This window comes from Pseudomonas sp. RW10S2 (assembly GCF_014268985.1).
Lineage (GTDB): Bacteria > Pseudomonadota > Gammaproteobacteria > Pseudomonadales > Pseudomonadaceae > Aquipseudomonas > Aquipseudomonas wayambapalatensis.
On record NZ_JABWRO010000024.1, the window covers coordinates 36,144 to 49,990 of the forward strand.

The 13,847-nt window shown below is 61.5% G+C and carries 14 protein-coding genes; 7 read left to right on the plus strand and 7 right to left on the minus strand.

Annotated elements, in window-relative coordinates; genetic code table 11:
* Positions 1-33 precede the first annotated feature (33 nt).
* Complete coding sequence (gene lpdA, locus HU729_RS07900; protein ID WP_186709482.1) at positions 34-1,434, minus strand: dihydrolipoyl dehydrogenase; 1,401 nt, start codon at positions 1,432-1,434, stop codon at positions 34-36.
* Positions 1,435-1,639: 205 nt separating this feature from the next.
* Here lpdA and cfaB point away from each other — a divergent pair, with 205 nt between their 5' ends.
* Positions 1,640-2,824, plus strand: coding sequence for a C17 cyclopropane fatty acid synthase CfaB (cfaB, locus tag HU729_RS07905; protein WP_063541884.1), 1,185 nt, complete (start codon positions 1,640-1,642; stop codon positions 2,822-2,824).
* Between the two features lie 40 nt (positions 2,825-2,864).
* On the opposite strand, the gene cls is transcribed toward cfaB, so the two are convergent.
* The gene (gene cls, locus HU729_RS07910) at positions 2,865-4,304 is read right to left on the minus strand and encodes a cardiolipin synthase (RefSeq protein WP_186670233.1); all 1,440 of its coding nucleotides are present in this window, start codon (positions 4,302-4,304) and stop codon (positions 2,865-2,867) included.
* Between the two features lie 130 nt (positions 4,305-4,434).
* On the opposite strand from cls, the gene HU729_RS07915 reads away from it, so the two are divergent.
* A complete protein-coding gene (locus HU729_RS07915) occupies positions 4,435-4,965 on the plus strand; it encodes a DUF3617 domain-containing protein (protein WP_054892991.1) in 531 nt (176 codons plus the stop codon).
* Positions 4,966-4,973: 8 nt separating this feature from the next.
* On the opposite strand, the gene folE2 is transcribed toward HU729_RS07915, so the two are convergent.
* Together folE2 and HU729_RS07925 are read right to left on the minus strand one after the other, a co-directional pair.
* Positions 4,974-5,861: a GTP cyclohydrolase FolE2 gene (folE2, locus tag HU729_RS07920; RefSeq protein ID WP_186709483.1), complete on the minus strand. Its 888-nt coding sequence runs from the start codon at positions 5,859-5,861 to the stop codon at positions 4,974-4,976.
* Positions 5,862-5,886: 25 nt separating this feature from the next.
* Complete coding sequence (locus HU729_RS07925) at positions 5,887-6,270, minus strand: hypothetical protein (RefSeq protein WP_063541878.1); 384 nt, start codon at positions 6,268-6,270, stop codon at positions 5,887-5,889.
* A 113-nt stretch (positions 6,271-6,383) separates the two neighbouring features.
* Between HU729_RS07925 and zigA the strand changes: the two genes are divergently transcribed.
* The 3 genes from zigA to HU729_RS07940 all read left to right on the plus strand — a co-directional run bounded on the left by zigA (position 6,384) and on the right by HU729_RS07940 (position 9,280).
* Positions 6,384-7,592, plus strand: a complete 1,209-nt coding sequence (zigA, locus tag HU729_RS07930) for a zinc metallochaperone GTPase ZigA (RefSeq protein ID WP_186709484.1) — start codon at positions 6,384-6,386, stop codon at positions 7,590-7,592.
* On the plus strand, positions 7,589-8,221 hold the full coding sequence (locus HU729_RS07935; RefSeq protein WP_186709485.1) for a DUF1826 domain-containing protein: 633 nt from the start codon (positions 7,589-7,591) through the stop codon (positions 8,219-8,221). Before zigA ends, HU729_RS07935 begins: the two co-directional genes overlap by 4 nt.
* A gap of 84 nt (positions 8,222-8,305) precedes the next feature.
* Entirely contained in the window at positions 8,306-9,280 is a 975-nt protein-coding gene (locus HU729_RS07940) for a CobW family GTP-binding protein (RefSeq protein WP_186709486.1), read from the plus strand.
* Here the strand turns inward: HU729_RS07940 and HU729_RS07945 are convergent, their stop codons facing one another.
* Positions 9,281-9,673 carry a DUF3301 domain-containing protein gene (locus HU729_RS07945; protein WP_054892985.1) on the minus strand — a complete coding sequence of 131 codons (393 nt, stop codon included), beginning with the start codon at positions 9,671-9,673 and terminating at the stop codon, positions 9,281-9,283.
* Between the two features lie 120 nt (positions 9,674-9,793).
* Between HU729_RS07945 and pdxY the strand changes: the two genes are divergently transcribed.
* Positions 9,794-10,681 (plus strand): pyridoxal kinase PdxY, encoded by an 888-nt coding sequence (pdxY, locus tag HU729_RS07950; RefSeq protein ID WP_186670147.1) that lies wholly within the window; start codon positions 9,794-9,796, stop codon positions 10,679-10,681.
* Here the strand turns inward: pdxY and HU729_RS07955 are convergent.
* On the minus strand, positions 10,660-11,139 hold the full coding sequence (locus HU729_RS07955) for an acyl-CoA thioesterase (RefSeq protein WP_054892983.1): 480 nt from the start codon (positions 11,137-11,139) through the stop codon (positions 10,660-10,662). The genes pdxY and HU729_RS07955 overlap by 22 nt on opposite strands.
* 325 nt (positions 11,140-11,464) lie before the next feature.
* On the opposite strand from HU729_RS07955, the gene HU729_RS07960 reads away from it, so the two are divergent.
* The gene (locus tag HU729_RS07960; protein ID WP_186670145.1) at positions 11,465-13,225 is read left to right on the plus strand and encodes a cation:proton antiporter; all 1,761 of its coding nucleotides are present in this window, start codon (positions 11,465-11,467) and stop codon (positions 13,223-13,225) included.
* 132 nt (positions 13,226-13,357) lie between these two features.
* On the opposite strand, the gene HU729_RS07965 is transcribed toward HU729_RS07960, so the two are convergent.
* Positions 13,358-13,765 (minus strand): SMI1/KNR4 family protein, encoded by a 408-nt coding sequence (locus HU729_RS07965; protein WP_186709488.1) that lies wholly within the window; start codon positions 13,763-13,765, stop codon positions 13,358-13,360.
* Between the last annotated feature and the right edge of the window lie 82 nt (positions 13,766-13,847).

Consider the following 13,847-nt stretch of genomic DNA (forward strand, 5'->3'; position numbering starts at 1 on the left):
GGTTTCGTAGTCGCTGCAGGAGCGGCCTTGTGCTCAGATCTGCATCGCCATCCCTTCCACGTTCATCGCTGCCTGGCGCAAGGCTTCGGAGCGGGTCGGATGCGGGTGGCAAGTCAGGGCGATATCCTCGGCCGAAGCGCTGAACTCCATGGCCACGCAGAACTCGCCAATCATCTCGCTGACGCTCGGCCCGACCAGATGCACACCCAGCACCTCGTCGGTCTCGGCATCGGCCAGCACCTTGGCGAAGCCTTCGGTCTCATGGTTGATCTTGGCGCGGCTGTTGGCGGTGAAGGGGAACTTGCCGACCTTGTAGGCACGGCCCTCGGCCTTGAGCTGTTCTTCGGTCTTGCCGACGCTCGCCAGTTCCGGTCGTGTGTAGATAACGCCGGGGATCAGGTTGTAGTTGACCTCATGCGCCTTGCCGGCAATGCGCTCGATGCACGACACCGCTTCGTCTTCGGCCTTGTGCGCGAGCATCGGCCCAGAGGTGACGTCGCCGATCACCCAGATGCCGGGGACCTGGGAGCGGTGGTGGTCATTGGCGAGCATGCCGCGTTTGTCGGTCTGCAGGCCGACGCTTTCCAGGTTCAGGCCTTGGGTGTACGGGCGGCGGCCGATGGCCACCAGTACATAGTCGGCCTCCAGGGTTTGCGCATCGCCGCCAGCGGCAGGTTCAAGCGTCAGGCTGACGCTGCTCGCCGAAGGCGTGGCCTGGGTCACCTTGCTGCCGAGCTTGAAGCTCATGCCCTGTTTGGCCAGGGCTTTTTGCAGGGTCCTGGCGGTTTCCTCGTCGGTGCCGGGGCAGATGCGGTCGAGGTATTCGATCACGGTCACTTCGGCCCCCAGGCGACGCCAGACCGAACCCAGTTCAAGGCCGATCACGCCCGCGCCGATGACCACCAGGTGCTTGGGAACCTGGGGCAGCGACAAGGCGCCGGTGGAGTCGATGATGCGTTGGTTGTCGATATTCACCCCCGGCAGCGGGGTTGGCTCGGAGCCGGTGGCGATCACGACATCTTTGGCCTGAAGCGTGGTTTCGCTGCCATCCTCGGCCTTGACGATGACCTTGCCGACGCCGTCGAGGCGGCCCCAGCCCTTGAGCCAGTCGACCTTGTTCTTGCGGAACAGGTACTCGATACCCTTGGTCAGGCCGCTCACGCTTTCATCTTTCTGTTTCATCATCTGCGCCAGGTTCAGGGTCGGCTTGACCTCGATGCCCAGGTGCGCGAACTCGCTGCCGCTGGCGGCTTCGTACAATTCGGAGGCATGCAGCAGCGCCTTGGAGGGCATGCAGCCGACGTTCAGGCAGGTGCCGCCGAGGGTCGAACGTCCTTCGACGCAGGCCACGCTCAGGCCCAGCTGACCGGCACGGATGGCCGCGTTGTAGCCGCCAGGGCCGCCACCGATGATCACCACATCATAGGATTTCATGGGATTCACTCCAGGGAAGAAGATGCGCGAGAGGGCCACAAGGTTAGTCGCTGAATGGAAGATTGTATACAATCTGTTGGTCGCGGTATGGCCGTTAGCATTGGACTATGGTCGCTATAAAAGGAAACTTCCGACGAATGAACTACCCTGATCCGGTGACGCTCGAATCCTTGTACGGCGTCCGTAATTGAAAGGGGGGTCTTTCATGCTTGCGCAACTTCCACCTGCGTTGCAGAGCCTGCACTTGCCTTTACGTCTAAAGCTGTGGGACGGCAACCAGTTCGATCTAGGGCCTAGCCCGCAGGTCACCATCCTGGTCAAGGAGCCTCAACTGATCAGTCAGCTGACGCACCCGAGCATGGATGAACTGGGCACAGCCTTTGTCGAGGGCAAGCTTGAACTCGAAGGGAACATTGGCGAAGTCATCCGCGTTTGCGACGAGCTCAGCGAGGCTTTGCTCAAAGACGATGAAGATGTAGTCCCGGTGCGCACCTCGCACGACAAGAAAACCGACGCCGAAGCCATTTCCTACCATTACGACCTGTCCAACGAGTTCTACCAACTGTGGCTCGATCCGGACATGGCTTATTCCTGCGCCTACTTCAAGGAGCCGGACAACACCCTCGCCCAGGCCCAGCAAGACAAGTTCGACCATCTGTGTCGCAAGCTGCGGCTGCAGGCCGGCGATTACTTGCTGGATGTCGGCTGCGGTTGGGGCGGCCTGGCGCGTTTTGCCGCACGCGAATATGGCGCCAAGGTGTTCGGCATCACCCTGAGCAAGGAGCAACTGACGCTGGGGCGCCAGCGGGTCAAGGATGAAGGACTGGCCGACAAGGTCGACCTGCAGATCCTCGACTACCGCGACCTGCCCCAGGATGGCCGTTTCGACAAGGCGGTCAGCGTCGGCATGTTCGAACACGTCGGCCATGCCAACCTCGAACTGTACTGCCAGCGACTGTTCGGCGCCGTACGTGAAGGCGGCTTGGTGATGAACCATGGCATCACCGCCAAGCATGTGGATGGTCGGCCTGTTGGGCGAGGTGCTGGAGATTTCATCGATCGTTATGTATTCCCGCACGGCGAGCTGCCGCACATCTCGATGATTACCGCGCGTATCTGTGAGGCAGGGCTGGAAGTGGTGGACGTGGAAAGCCTGCGCCTGCACTACGCCAAGACCCTCAATCACTGGAGTGAAAACCTCGAGAACCAGTTGCATCGCGCTGCGGCGCTGGTGCCGGAGAAGACGCTGCGGATCTGGCGGCTGTACCTGGCCGGATGCGCCTATGCCTTCACCAAGGGCTGGATCAACCTGCACCAGATTCTTGCAGTGAAGCCGTATGCGGATGGCCACCACGACCTGCCGTGGACGCGAGAAGATCTCTATCGTTGATCAAGACGGGGCCGCCTTTGCGGCCCCGCTTCTTTTCTGGCTACAGAATCGGTGAAATCAGGCGCGCGATGCGCATTCCCAGCTGCTGCAGCCGATGAGTGTCGCGGCTGTCTTCGGCGGTTATCTCCCGCGACTGCTCGAAGTCGCACAGCAGCATGGCCTCGACCTGATCGGCAAAGGCGCGGTCGATGGTCAGCAAGGTGATCTCGAAATTCAGACGGAACGAGCGGTTGTCGAGGTTGGCACTGCCGATGGCGCTGACATCGTCGTCCACCAGCACCACCTTCTGGTGCAGGAACCCTGGCTGATAACGGAACATCCGCACACCTGCCCGCACTGCCTCGAAGGCGAACAGACTGGACGCGGCATAGACGATGCGGTGGTCTGGCCTCGACGGGATCAGGATTCGCACATCGACGCCACGCAGCACCGCCAGGCGCAGGGCTGCGAACACTGCCTCGTCGGGGATGAAATAGGGGCTGGTGATCCAGATGCGCCGGGTCGCCGAGTGGATGGCTTCGACGAAGAACAGTTGGCAGGTTTCCTGGGGGTCGGCCGGGCCAGTGGCGAGGGCCTGGCACAACACGCCGTTCTCCGGATAGGCATCCGGCAGGATCAGCGGCGGCAAGGCACGGGTGGCCCAGTACCAGTCTTCGGCGAACGACTCCTGTAGACAGGCCAGCACCGGGCCGCTGACCTGGACATGGGTGTCACGCCAGGGCGACAGCCGCGGATGCCCACCCATGTACTCATCGCCGACATTGTGCCCGCCAACGAAGCCGAGCAGGCCATCGACCACGACGATCTTGCGGTGGTTACGGAAGTTGACCTGGAAGCGGTTGAACCAGCCACGGCGCGAGGAAAAGGCCTGGATCTGTACGCCACCCTCGCGCAGCACCTGGCTGTAACGCGCCGGCAAGGCATGGCTGCCGACCTGATCGAACAATACGTAAACCCTTACCCCTTCAGCGGCCTTGCGCAGGAGCAGTTGTTGCAGCTCCTGGCCGATGGCATCGTCGTGGATGATGAAGAACTGCACCAGCACCGTGTCCCGCGCCTCGCTGATGGCAGCGAAGATCGCGTCGAAGGTCGCAGTGCCATCGATCAGCAATTTCACCTGGTTGTTGGCCAGGCAGGGCATGCGGCCAAGCTTGGGCATGGCACGCAGTGCCGCGTAGCTTTCCGACTCCCGCGCGGTCAGGGCTTCCTCCACCCAGGGGCGCCAGTTGAGGTCGGCCATCGCCACGTGCATCTCCTGGTTGGCCTGGCGCCGCGCCTGGATATAGGCGTAAAAGGAGCGGGCGCCAAAGACCAGATAGGGCACCAGGGTCAGGTACGGAATGAAGAACAGTGACATTGCCCAGGCGATTGCGCCCTGAGCGGTACGCACGGTGAACACCGCATGCAGCGCAGCGACGATGCCCAGGAAGTGAATCAGTCCGAGCAGGTAACCGAAGAAGTAGGGGCTGTGGTAATCCATACGCATCCTGCATTCCAAGAGCACTGCCGCCTAACAGAGCATGTTCCCGGGGCCGCTTGCAACCCGCGGGCGAAAAAGACGTCTAAGGCTCTGTCCGGCCTGGAGCCGGTATTTCGAGGAGCACTGATCCATGAAGATTCGTCTGCCACTGATTGCCCTGGCATTGGGCCTGGGCAGCCCGCTGCTGGCGCAAGCGCAGATGCTGCAACCCGGTCTGTGGGAGTTGACCACCAGCAACATGCAGGTCGACGGCAAGCCACTGCCCGACATGGCGTTCATGCTCGGCCAACTGAAGAACCTGCCGCCGGAGCAGCGCGCCATGATGGAGGGCGCCCTGGCCAAGCAAGGCATCACCGTGGGTGGCAATGGCGTGCGCTCGTGCCTGACACCAGAGCAGGTCGCTACCAACGATATTCCGCTGCAGGATCCGCAGTCAGGTTGCACGCAGAAGATCACCGACCGCCAAGGCAATGTCTGGAAGTTCCAGTTCAGTTGCCCCAAGGCCCAAGGCACCGGTCAGGCAACCTTCCTCAGTGATCGCGAATTCACCACCCAGGTCAGCGGCACCTTCAATGCCTCGGGTGTTCAGCAGCAGGGCAGCATGAACACCCGGGCGGTGTGGCTGGGTAATGACTGCGGAAACGTACGTCCGCGCAGCTAGCTAGCGCGTCACCATTGCCATTGGCTGGCAGCCACTGCGTCGTGGGCATGCAGGCTTTCTGCATGTTCCACGCGCAGGTCGAAGCCGTTGGCCCATTCCAGTTCGCGCAACGCTCGGTGCAGGCGACGTGCAGCATCTTCGCAGAACATCAGGTTCTGACCATTGGCCAAGGCGAACGCCTGTTCGTCGGCTCTTTTCACGGCCGTCTGCACTGCTGTGCCCAATGCGCTTTCCACGGTATCGATCAGCGCGTCGAGCGGTAGCGTCTGCAGGTTGTGCTGCAGGCGCACCTTGACGATGGCCTGACTGCGCTGACTGTGGGGCGTCGCGACGATACCTGCGCTGCTGCCAAGCCATTGCAGGATGGCCTGTGGGTCGAGTGTCTGGTTGGCGAAGTCCTTGAGGAATTGCTGTTGAATCAGCTGGCGAGCCAGCGCAGCGGAGCAGGGGCAGGTCGACGAATAGGGGACTTCCACGTGTTGTTCCACGTGGAACATCTCATTCTCGATGCGTGCGTCAAGGATGATCGGGTAGCGTTTCCAGCCTTCCAGTGGGCTCACAAGCGCAGGACGTTTCAGCAGATAGTCGAACTTCAATCGCAGGTAGGCGCTGGACGAAAGCCCTTCGTGGCTGTCGAGAAAGCGAGCCAGGAGCTGGCGCAGTGCCAAGGGGGTCAGCTCGGTGTGCTCCAGTGCTTCCAGGGCGAGGTACAGGCGCGACATATGGATACCGCGCGATTCGCCATCATCCAGGCTCACGCCGGCGTCAGCCCAGGCGCTGAGGCGATGCCCATTCAATTGCACAGGCAGGGCGATACCGCGCATCCCGACCCAGTCCAGGGGTTGGAGCTTGTGGCTGGTTTGCGCGGCGATGTCGGGAAGCGTCAGGCTGGTCATCGATAGAGTCCATGAAAAAGGGGCTTCAGCGGCAACCTCCGATCAAGCTGCAGTGCAGGTTGAAACGTTGGCCGCTTGAGCTGGATACGCGGTTCAGGGTGGTCCAACCAACGCGGCGGCTGTAGCCCACCCAGGCTTCGCCGTCGCTGGCCAGGCCGGTGAAAAAGGTCATCTGTCCATAGCGGCTGTTGGTCTGCGCCCAGAGTCGTCGACTGTTGCTGTCATACCCGCGCAGATGAAAATCACGGCCTTCGGTTCGCACACTGTAGTAACTGCCCTTGCCGTCTTCGCAGGCCAACAGCGTGGCGCTGCGGGTGCACAGCGCCAGGCCGGGCTGTGGGATCGCAGCGTAGAGCGGGATGGGCACGGCAAGTGCCAGCAGCAATAGGGCGAGGTTCGAGTGCTTCATGTCCATCCTCTCGGGCAGCCGTTCGACAGACGCGGCTTGGCGAAATTGTATTGTTATATTATAACGCTGTGCAATGCATCGTTTCGAATGCGCTTTGCCCGATGAGGTTCACCATGACCAACCGCCTTCCCGTCACCGTGCTGTCCGGCTTCCTCGGGGCCGGCAAGAGCACGCTGCTCAACCATGTCCTGCGCAACCGTGAAAACCTGCGGGTTGCGGTGATCGTCAACGACATGAGTGAAATCAACATCGATGCCAGCGAGGTACAGCGTAATGTGAGCCTCAATCGCGCCGAAGAAAAGCTCGTCGAGATGAGCAATGGCTGCATCTGCTGCACCCTGCGCGAAGACCTGCTCGAGGAAGTGGCACGGCTCGCCGACGAAGGCCGCTTCGATTACCTGTTGATCGAATCCACCGGCATTTCCGAACCGTTGCCGGTGGCCGAGACCTTCACCTTCCGTGACGAACAGGGCCGTAGCCTCTCCGATATGGCGCGCCTGGATACCATGGTCACTGTGGTGGACGGCCTCAACTTCCTGCGGGATTACCAGGCGGCAGATAGCCTGGCCAGTCGTGGCGAAACACTGGGGGAGCAGGACGAGCGCTCGATCAGCGACTTGCTGATCGAGCAGATCGAGTTCGCTGACGTGTTGCTGCTGAGCAAGATCGACCTGATCAGCCAGCACGAACGCGAGGAACTGAGCGCAATCCTGCGCAGCCTCAACGCTCGCGCCCAGATTGTGCCGATGGTGATGGGCCAGGTGCCGCTGGAGCGTATTCTGAATACCGGGCTGTTCGACTTCGAGCAAGCGTCCCAGGCGCCGGGCTGGTTGCAGGAACTGCGCGGCGAGCATGTGCCGGAAACCGAAGAGTACGGAATCGCCTCGACCACCTGGCAGGCGCGCAGGCCGTTTCATCCACAGCGCTTTTTCGACTTTATCCACAACAGCTGGAGCAATGGCCGGCTGCTGCGTTCGAAAGGCTTTTTCTGGTTGGCCAGCAAGTACCAGGAAGCTGGCAGCTGGTCGCAGGCAGGCGGCATGATGCGCCATGGTTTGGCGGGTCGCTGGTGGCGTTTCGTGCCGCGTGAGCAGTGGCCGCAAGATGAAGAGAACCTCGAAGCGATCCTCAAGCAGTGGACGGTCGAGGCTGGCGACTGCCGCCAGGAGCTGGTGTTCATCGGTCAGAACATCGACTTCGCACGGTTATCCACAGAGCTTGAAGCGTGCTTGCTGACGGATGAGGAGATGGAACTAGGGCCGATGGCCTGGTTGCGCCTGGAGGACCCGTTCGGCCCCTGGTATGAAGAGGCGGCAGCATGAGGGTGGCATCGCGGCTTGTGGATATCCGCCAGGCGTTCGGTGAGTCGCCGCAGGTGATGACCGAAATCCTTCAGGATGGCGTCAACCTGGCCGTGTGGCAGCGACGCTTGCCGGCACAGGTCGAGGACTTCGCGGCCCTGGTGGTCAACCTTGGCCAGCCGATGTCGGATGAGCGTGTGATGGAGGTGGATGAGCGGGAGGCACCGGTGTTGCATCGCTTGCTGCCCGAGGCGGCGGACCTGCACGGTTACGAAGGCTTCGTGGCTGACGTGTCGTGGCTGGTGGCGGCCTATACCTGCCTGCTGGGCGCACGCCGCGTGGGCCTGCGGCTGAAGGTGCTCGACGGGGCGATGTGTCCGCGCTTTCATGTGGATCATGTCCCGCTGCGCCTGCTGACCACCTATGTGGGCGCGGGCAGTGAGTGGCTGGAAGAACGCGACATTGACCGCAATCGCTTGCAACTGGCGGAAGCACCTGTGGATAACATTCGGCGCTTGCAGGTGGGCGATGTGGCCTTGCTCAAGGGGGAGAAGTGGCTGGGTAATGAGGGCGCGGGCCTGGTGCACCGCTCGCCGCCGACGCCGCGCGGTGAGAAACGTTTGTTGTTGAGCCTTGATTGGTTGGGTTGAGGGTTTTGCCCGCGAAGAGACCAGCAAAGGCAAGATACCTGCATCCAAGATAGACTGGCTTCACGTCCACCTAGACCTCGAACCATGTTGCAGCACATTCCCACCTACGTCATCGCCGGCCCACTGGGCGCAGGCAAGACCAGCCTGATTCGCCACCTGCTCGGCCAGCGCCCGGAAAAACAGCGCTGGGCGGTGCTGGTCAATGAGTTCGGCCAGATCGGCCTCGACGCTGCCCTGCTCAGCACAGACGAGGACGGCGTCGCCATCGGTGAAGTCGCGGGCGGTTGCCTGTGTTGTATCAACGGGGCGCCGTTTCAGGTCGGTCTGGGGCGTCTTCTGCGCAAGGCCAGGCCCGACCGGCTGTTCATCGAGCCCTCCGGCCTCGGTCATCCCGTGCAATTGCTGGAGCAGTTGAAGCAAGCACCCTGGATCGGTGTGCTGGATGTACAGCCACTGCTGATGGTGCTGGATGCTGTGGCGCTGGCGCGGGGAGAACCGCTGCCCGACGCGCAACAGCAGGCAGTGGCGCAGGCGGGGTTGTTGATTTTCAACAAGTCAGGGGCTGTGGATGACGCTCAGCGGCTGTTGATAACTGCCCAATTTGGCGGAAGCAGGGCGGTCTGGACGGATCATGCTGTTCTCGCCTTGGACAAGCTGCCCATTCTGCCCACAGAGGTTTTCCCCCCGGCGAGTCTTTCCAGCCTGCCTGTGGACAAGACTCCAGTCAGCTTGGCTACCCTGTGGACAGATCCGCGCGAGCCCATCTGCCAGGCGCAGCAAGGTGAGGGCGGGTGGAGTGTTGGCTGGCGCTGGCACCCGAGCCAGCGCTTCGATGAGGCTGCATTGCGTGGCGTGCTCGCGCAATGGGCGTGGCGGCGGGCCAAAGGGGTTATCCACAGCGCTCGGGGTTGGCAATCTTTCAACGGCCTGGAGGGCGGTGTGCCTGAATGGCGTTCGAGCGAATGGCGCAGGGACTCGCGCATCGAGCTGATCTTCGATCAGCCTCAGCCGTTGCAGCCCCTTCAGGCCGCCATCGAGCACTGTCGCGTAAACGGCTGATCAGTTGCGCCAGCGGTTGTGCTCCTGGCGCCATTGCTGCATTTCGATGACGTTGTCGGTGCGCGGCGGGGTCTTTATCTCGAACGGGTAGGGCGCCAGTTCGATCTGTACGGTATGGGCACCGAACTGGGTCACGGTGCCAGGGTGACGCTGTTCACCGGTGACGGTGAACTCGAAGGCATAGACCCGTGCCAGGCGCTTGCGGCCATTGGCATCGCGCACGAAGGCGATACGCTTGAGGGCCACGGCGTCGTCGAGCAGCTCCAGGTCGAGTTTCGCGCAATGCTGCTTGACCCGTTCCAGCGCCTTCTCACGCAAGCCATGGTTGTGCCACAGCCAGGCGCCAGCCGTCGCCAACAGCATCAGGACGAACAGGTTCTCCAGGGTCAACATTTGCATATGCTCCAGACAGGTGGCTTCAGCTTAACTGCGTCCCTGGCCTGTCGTACAGGTGGCTTTCGGGTTCATACTGCTCGACTTTCAGTTATCCACACAGCTTCGGAAATCTCCTGCATGAAACGTACACCGCACTTGCTCGCGATCCAGTCCCATGTGGTCTTTGGCCATGCCGGAAACAGCGCCGCGGTGTTTCCAATGCAGCGCATCGGCGTCAATGTCTGGCCGCTCAACACCGTGCAGTTCTCCAATCACACTCAGTATGGCCAGTGGGCTGGCGAAGTGCTTGCTCCGGCGCAAATTCCTGCGTTGGTGGAAGGCATTTCCAATATCGGCGAGCTGGGCCACTGCGATGCAGTGCTGTCGGGCTACCTGGGCAGTGCCGAACAGGGGCGGTCGATCCTGGCCGGCGTCGAGCGGATCAAGGCGGTCAACCCGCGAGCGTTGTACCTGTGCGACCCGGTGATGGGCCATGCCGAGAAGGGCTGCATCGTGCCCCAGGAGGTCAGCGACTTCCTGCTCAAGGAGGCGGCGTCGGTGGCCGACATCCTCTGCCCCAACCAGCTTGAGCTCGACAGTTTCTGTGGTCGGCATGCGCAGTCGCTGGAGGATTGCGTGGTCATGGCGCGCAGCCTGCTGGAGCACGGGCCGCAGGCGGTGCTGGTCAAGCACCTGGCGTACCCGGGGCGCGGCGAGGATGCTTTCGAGATGCTGTTGGTGACCCGCGAACAGAACTGGCACCTGCGCCGTCCGCTGCTGGCGTTTCCGCGCCAGCCAGTGGGGGTCGGTGACCTGACCTCGGGGCTGTTCCTGGCGCGGGTACTGCTGGGGGATTCGTGGCTGCGGGCCTTCGAGTTCACCGCGGCGGCGGTGCACGAAGTGCTGCTGGAAACCCAGGCCTGCGCCAGCTACGAGTTGCAGCTGGTGCGGGCGCAGGACCGTATCGCCCATCCGCGGGTGCGCTTCGAGGCACAGAGCCTAGATCACTCGGTCTTCAGGTCCTGATAGCGCTTCTCCAGCTCCTGGCGGATCTGGCGGCGCTGCTGGCCTTGCAGGAAACGGCGCTTCTCTTCGCTGTTCTGTGGCTGACGTGGCGGCACCGCAACCGGACGGCGATTGTCGTCGACCGCGACCATGGTGAAGAAGCAGCTGTTGGAGTGGCGAACGGAGCGCTCGCGAATGTTCTCGGTCACCACCTTGATGCCCACTTCCATGGAGGTGTTGCCGGTGTAGTTGACCGAGGCGAGGAAGGTCACCAGTTCGCCGACATGCACCGGCTCGCGGAAGATCACCTGATCCACCGACAGGGTCACGACGTAGGTGCCGGCATAGCGGCTGGCGCAGGCATAAGCCACTTCGTCGAGGTACTTGAGCAGGGTGCCGCCATGTACGTTGCCCGAGAAGTTGGCCATGTCCGGTGTCATCAGGACAGTCATGCTCAGCTGGGCGTTTCCAGGTTCCATAGTGTGCTCACGGTGAGGTTGCGCTGAAACGGGGCGGGTATCTGCAGACACTTCTGTTCCCCTCTGTTGAGGTTTCCCATCCTGGAAACGGACGTCGCTCGACGGTCCGTCGTCACGCCGATCATGCCATTACCCCGCGCACTTTTGCCGATCTGTTTCTACATATTGCACCGGCGTTTGACGAGCGGACGCGATGTTACCCTGAGTACGCCCATGCAACATGGGTGTTCGACCCTTCAACACAATCTGTACTAGCTGCTCGATCGGGGATGCCTGGCAGAGGAGCGGTCTGCCCCCCGTGCGTAGAGAAAAGGAGTGCCACGCCATGCATGCCATCAGTTTCATCCAGGATCTGGCCGTGATCATGCTGGTCGCAGGGGTGGTAACCATTCTTTTCCACAGGCTGCGCCAACCGGTGGTGCTGGGCTACATCGTCGCCGGTTTCATCATCGGCCCTCACACGCCGCCGTTCGGCCTTATCCACGACGAAGACACCATCAAGACCCTGGCCGAGCTCGGGGTGATCTTCCTGATGTTCTGCCTGGGCCTGGAGTTCAGCCTGCGCAAGCTGTTCAAGGTGGGGGCGACTGCCTTCATCGCCGCCTTCCTCGAAATCGTGCTGATGATCTGGATCGGCTTCGAGATCGGCCGCTGGTTCGGCTGGAACACCATGGACTCGCTGTTCCTCGGCGCCATCCTGGCGATTTCCTCGACGACGATCATCGTCAAGGCGCTCAACGACCTGAAGATGAAGAACGAGCGGTTCGCGCAACTGATCTTCGGCGTGCTGATCGTCGAGGACATCCTTGGCATCGGCATCATTGCGCTGCTTTCAGGCATCGCGGTCAGCGGTTCGGTCAGTTCCGGCGAGGTGTTCTCTACCGTCGGCAAGTTGTCGCTGTTCATGATCGTGGCGTTGGTCATCGGCATTCTGCTTGTGCCGCGGCTGCTGGCCTACGTGGCGAAGTTCGAGAGCAACGAGATGTTGCTGATTACGGTGCTGGGGCTGTGCTTCGGCTTCTGCCTGCTGGTGGTGAAGCTCGAGTACAGCATGGTGCTGGGCGCCTTCCTGATCGGTGCGATCATGGCCGAATCGCGCCAGTTGCTGAAGATTGAGCGCCTGATCGAACCGGTACGCGACCTGTTCAGTGCCATCTTCTTCGTCGCCATTGGCCTGATGATCGATCCGCAGGTGTTGATCGACTACGCCTGGCCGATCGTGGTGATCACCCTGGCTGTAGTGTTGGGCAAGATGCTCTCCTGCGGCATGGGCGCCTTCATTGCCGGTAACGATGGGCGCACCTCACTGCGTGTGGGGATGGGGCTTTCACAGATTGGCGAATTCTCCTTCATCATCGCTGCGTTGGGCATGACCTTGCAGGTCACCAGCGACTTCCTCTATCCGGTCGCAGTGGCGGTCTCGGCCATCACCACCTTGCTCACGCCTTACCTGATCCGCGCCGCGGACCCCCTGTCGATTCGCCTGGGCAAGGTGGTGCCGCAACGCCTGTCGCGGGTGCTGTCGTTGTATGGCGAGTGGTTGCGCAACATTCAGCCTCAAGGCGAGGGTGCGATGCTGGCGGCGATGATCCGGCGCATCCTGCTGCAAGTGGGGGTGAACCTGGCACTGGTGATCGCGATCTTCTTCAGCGGTGGTTACTTCGCGGTACGCATCGGCACGTGGCTGAGCGAATGGATCGGTGATGTGGGGCAGCAGAAGGCAGTGATCTGGGGCGCGGCATTGCTGTTGTCTCTGCCGTTCCTGATCGCCGCTTATCGCAAGCTCAAGGCGCTGTCGATGCTGTTGGCAGAGATGGGCGTCAAGCCGGAGATGGCCGGGCGTCACACCCAGCGCGTGCGCCGCGTGATTGCCGAAGTGATTCCGCTGTTGTCGCTGCTGGTGATCTTCCTGCTGCTGTCGGCACTGTCGGCGAGCATCCTGCCGACCAACGAGCTGTTGCTGGTCATCGCCGTGGTCGCGGCCGTGGTGGTTGCGCTGTTGTGGCGTTGGTTCGTGCGCGTGCATACGCGCATGCAGATCGCCCTGCTGGAAACGTTGGAGAACAGCCGCGATCACTCGCATTGAGGAGTAATCGCTCCCTGCGCAAGACTTCATGGTAGTCCGAGGGGATCAGGCGGTAACGATGTCGCCAGGCGCAGAAAGCCTGGCGATTCTACGAGTACTTAATGGCTATATGCCATTTTTTCGTGATCGGGTTCAGCTTTCCAGCCAGACGTCCCGCGCCCAGTGCCACACCGACTCCCAGCTTTCCTCGGCAACGATTTCTTCGTCGCCATCCCACAGCACCACCGTCCCGTCTTCCTCGACGCAGTAGTAATTGTCGCCGTCCTGGCAAAGGGGGATCAGGTCGCGTGGTACGCCGGCATCCCAGGCATTGGCGGCAACATCAGGCAGGTAGGTGTGCGACTGCGGGTCGGTGACAGTGACCGGTTCGAGGGATCCATAGACCACGTCGCTGACGGTCAGCAGGAATTCTTTGAAAACGAACGGAATGTTGATGAACAGCTGTTCTTCGATTTCGACCAGTTGGTCTTCGTCGGGAAGCTCCAGGGGCACCGGTACTGGCTCATTGGCTTCACGGAGTTGTTCGATCACTTCTTCCACAGTTCACTTCCTCTTACCTTGATGACAACGCTGCGCGTTATACCCTAGTAGCCCAGTATGGCAAAAGCAAAAACCCCCCCCC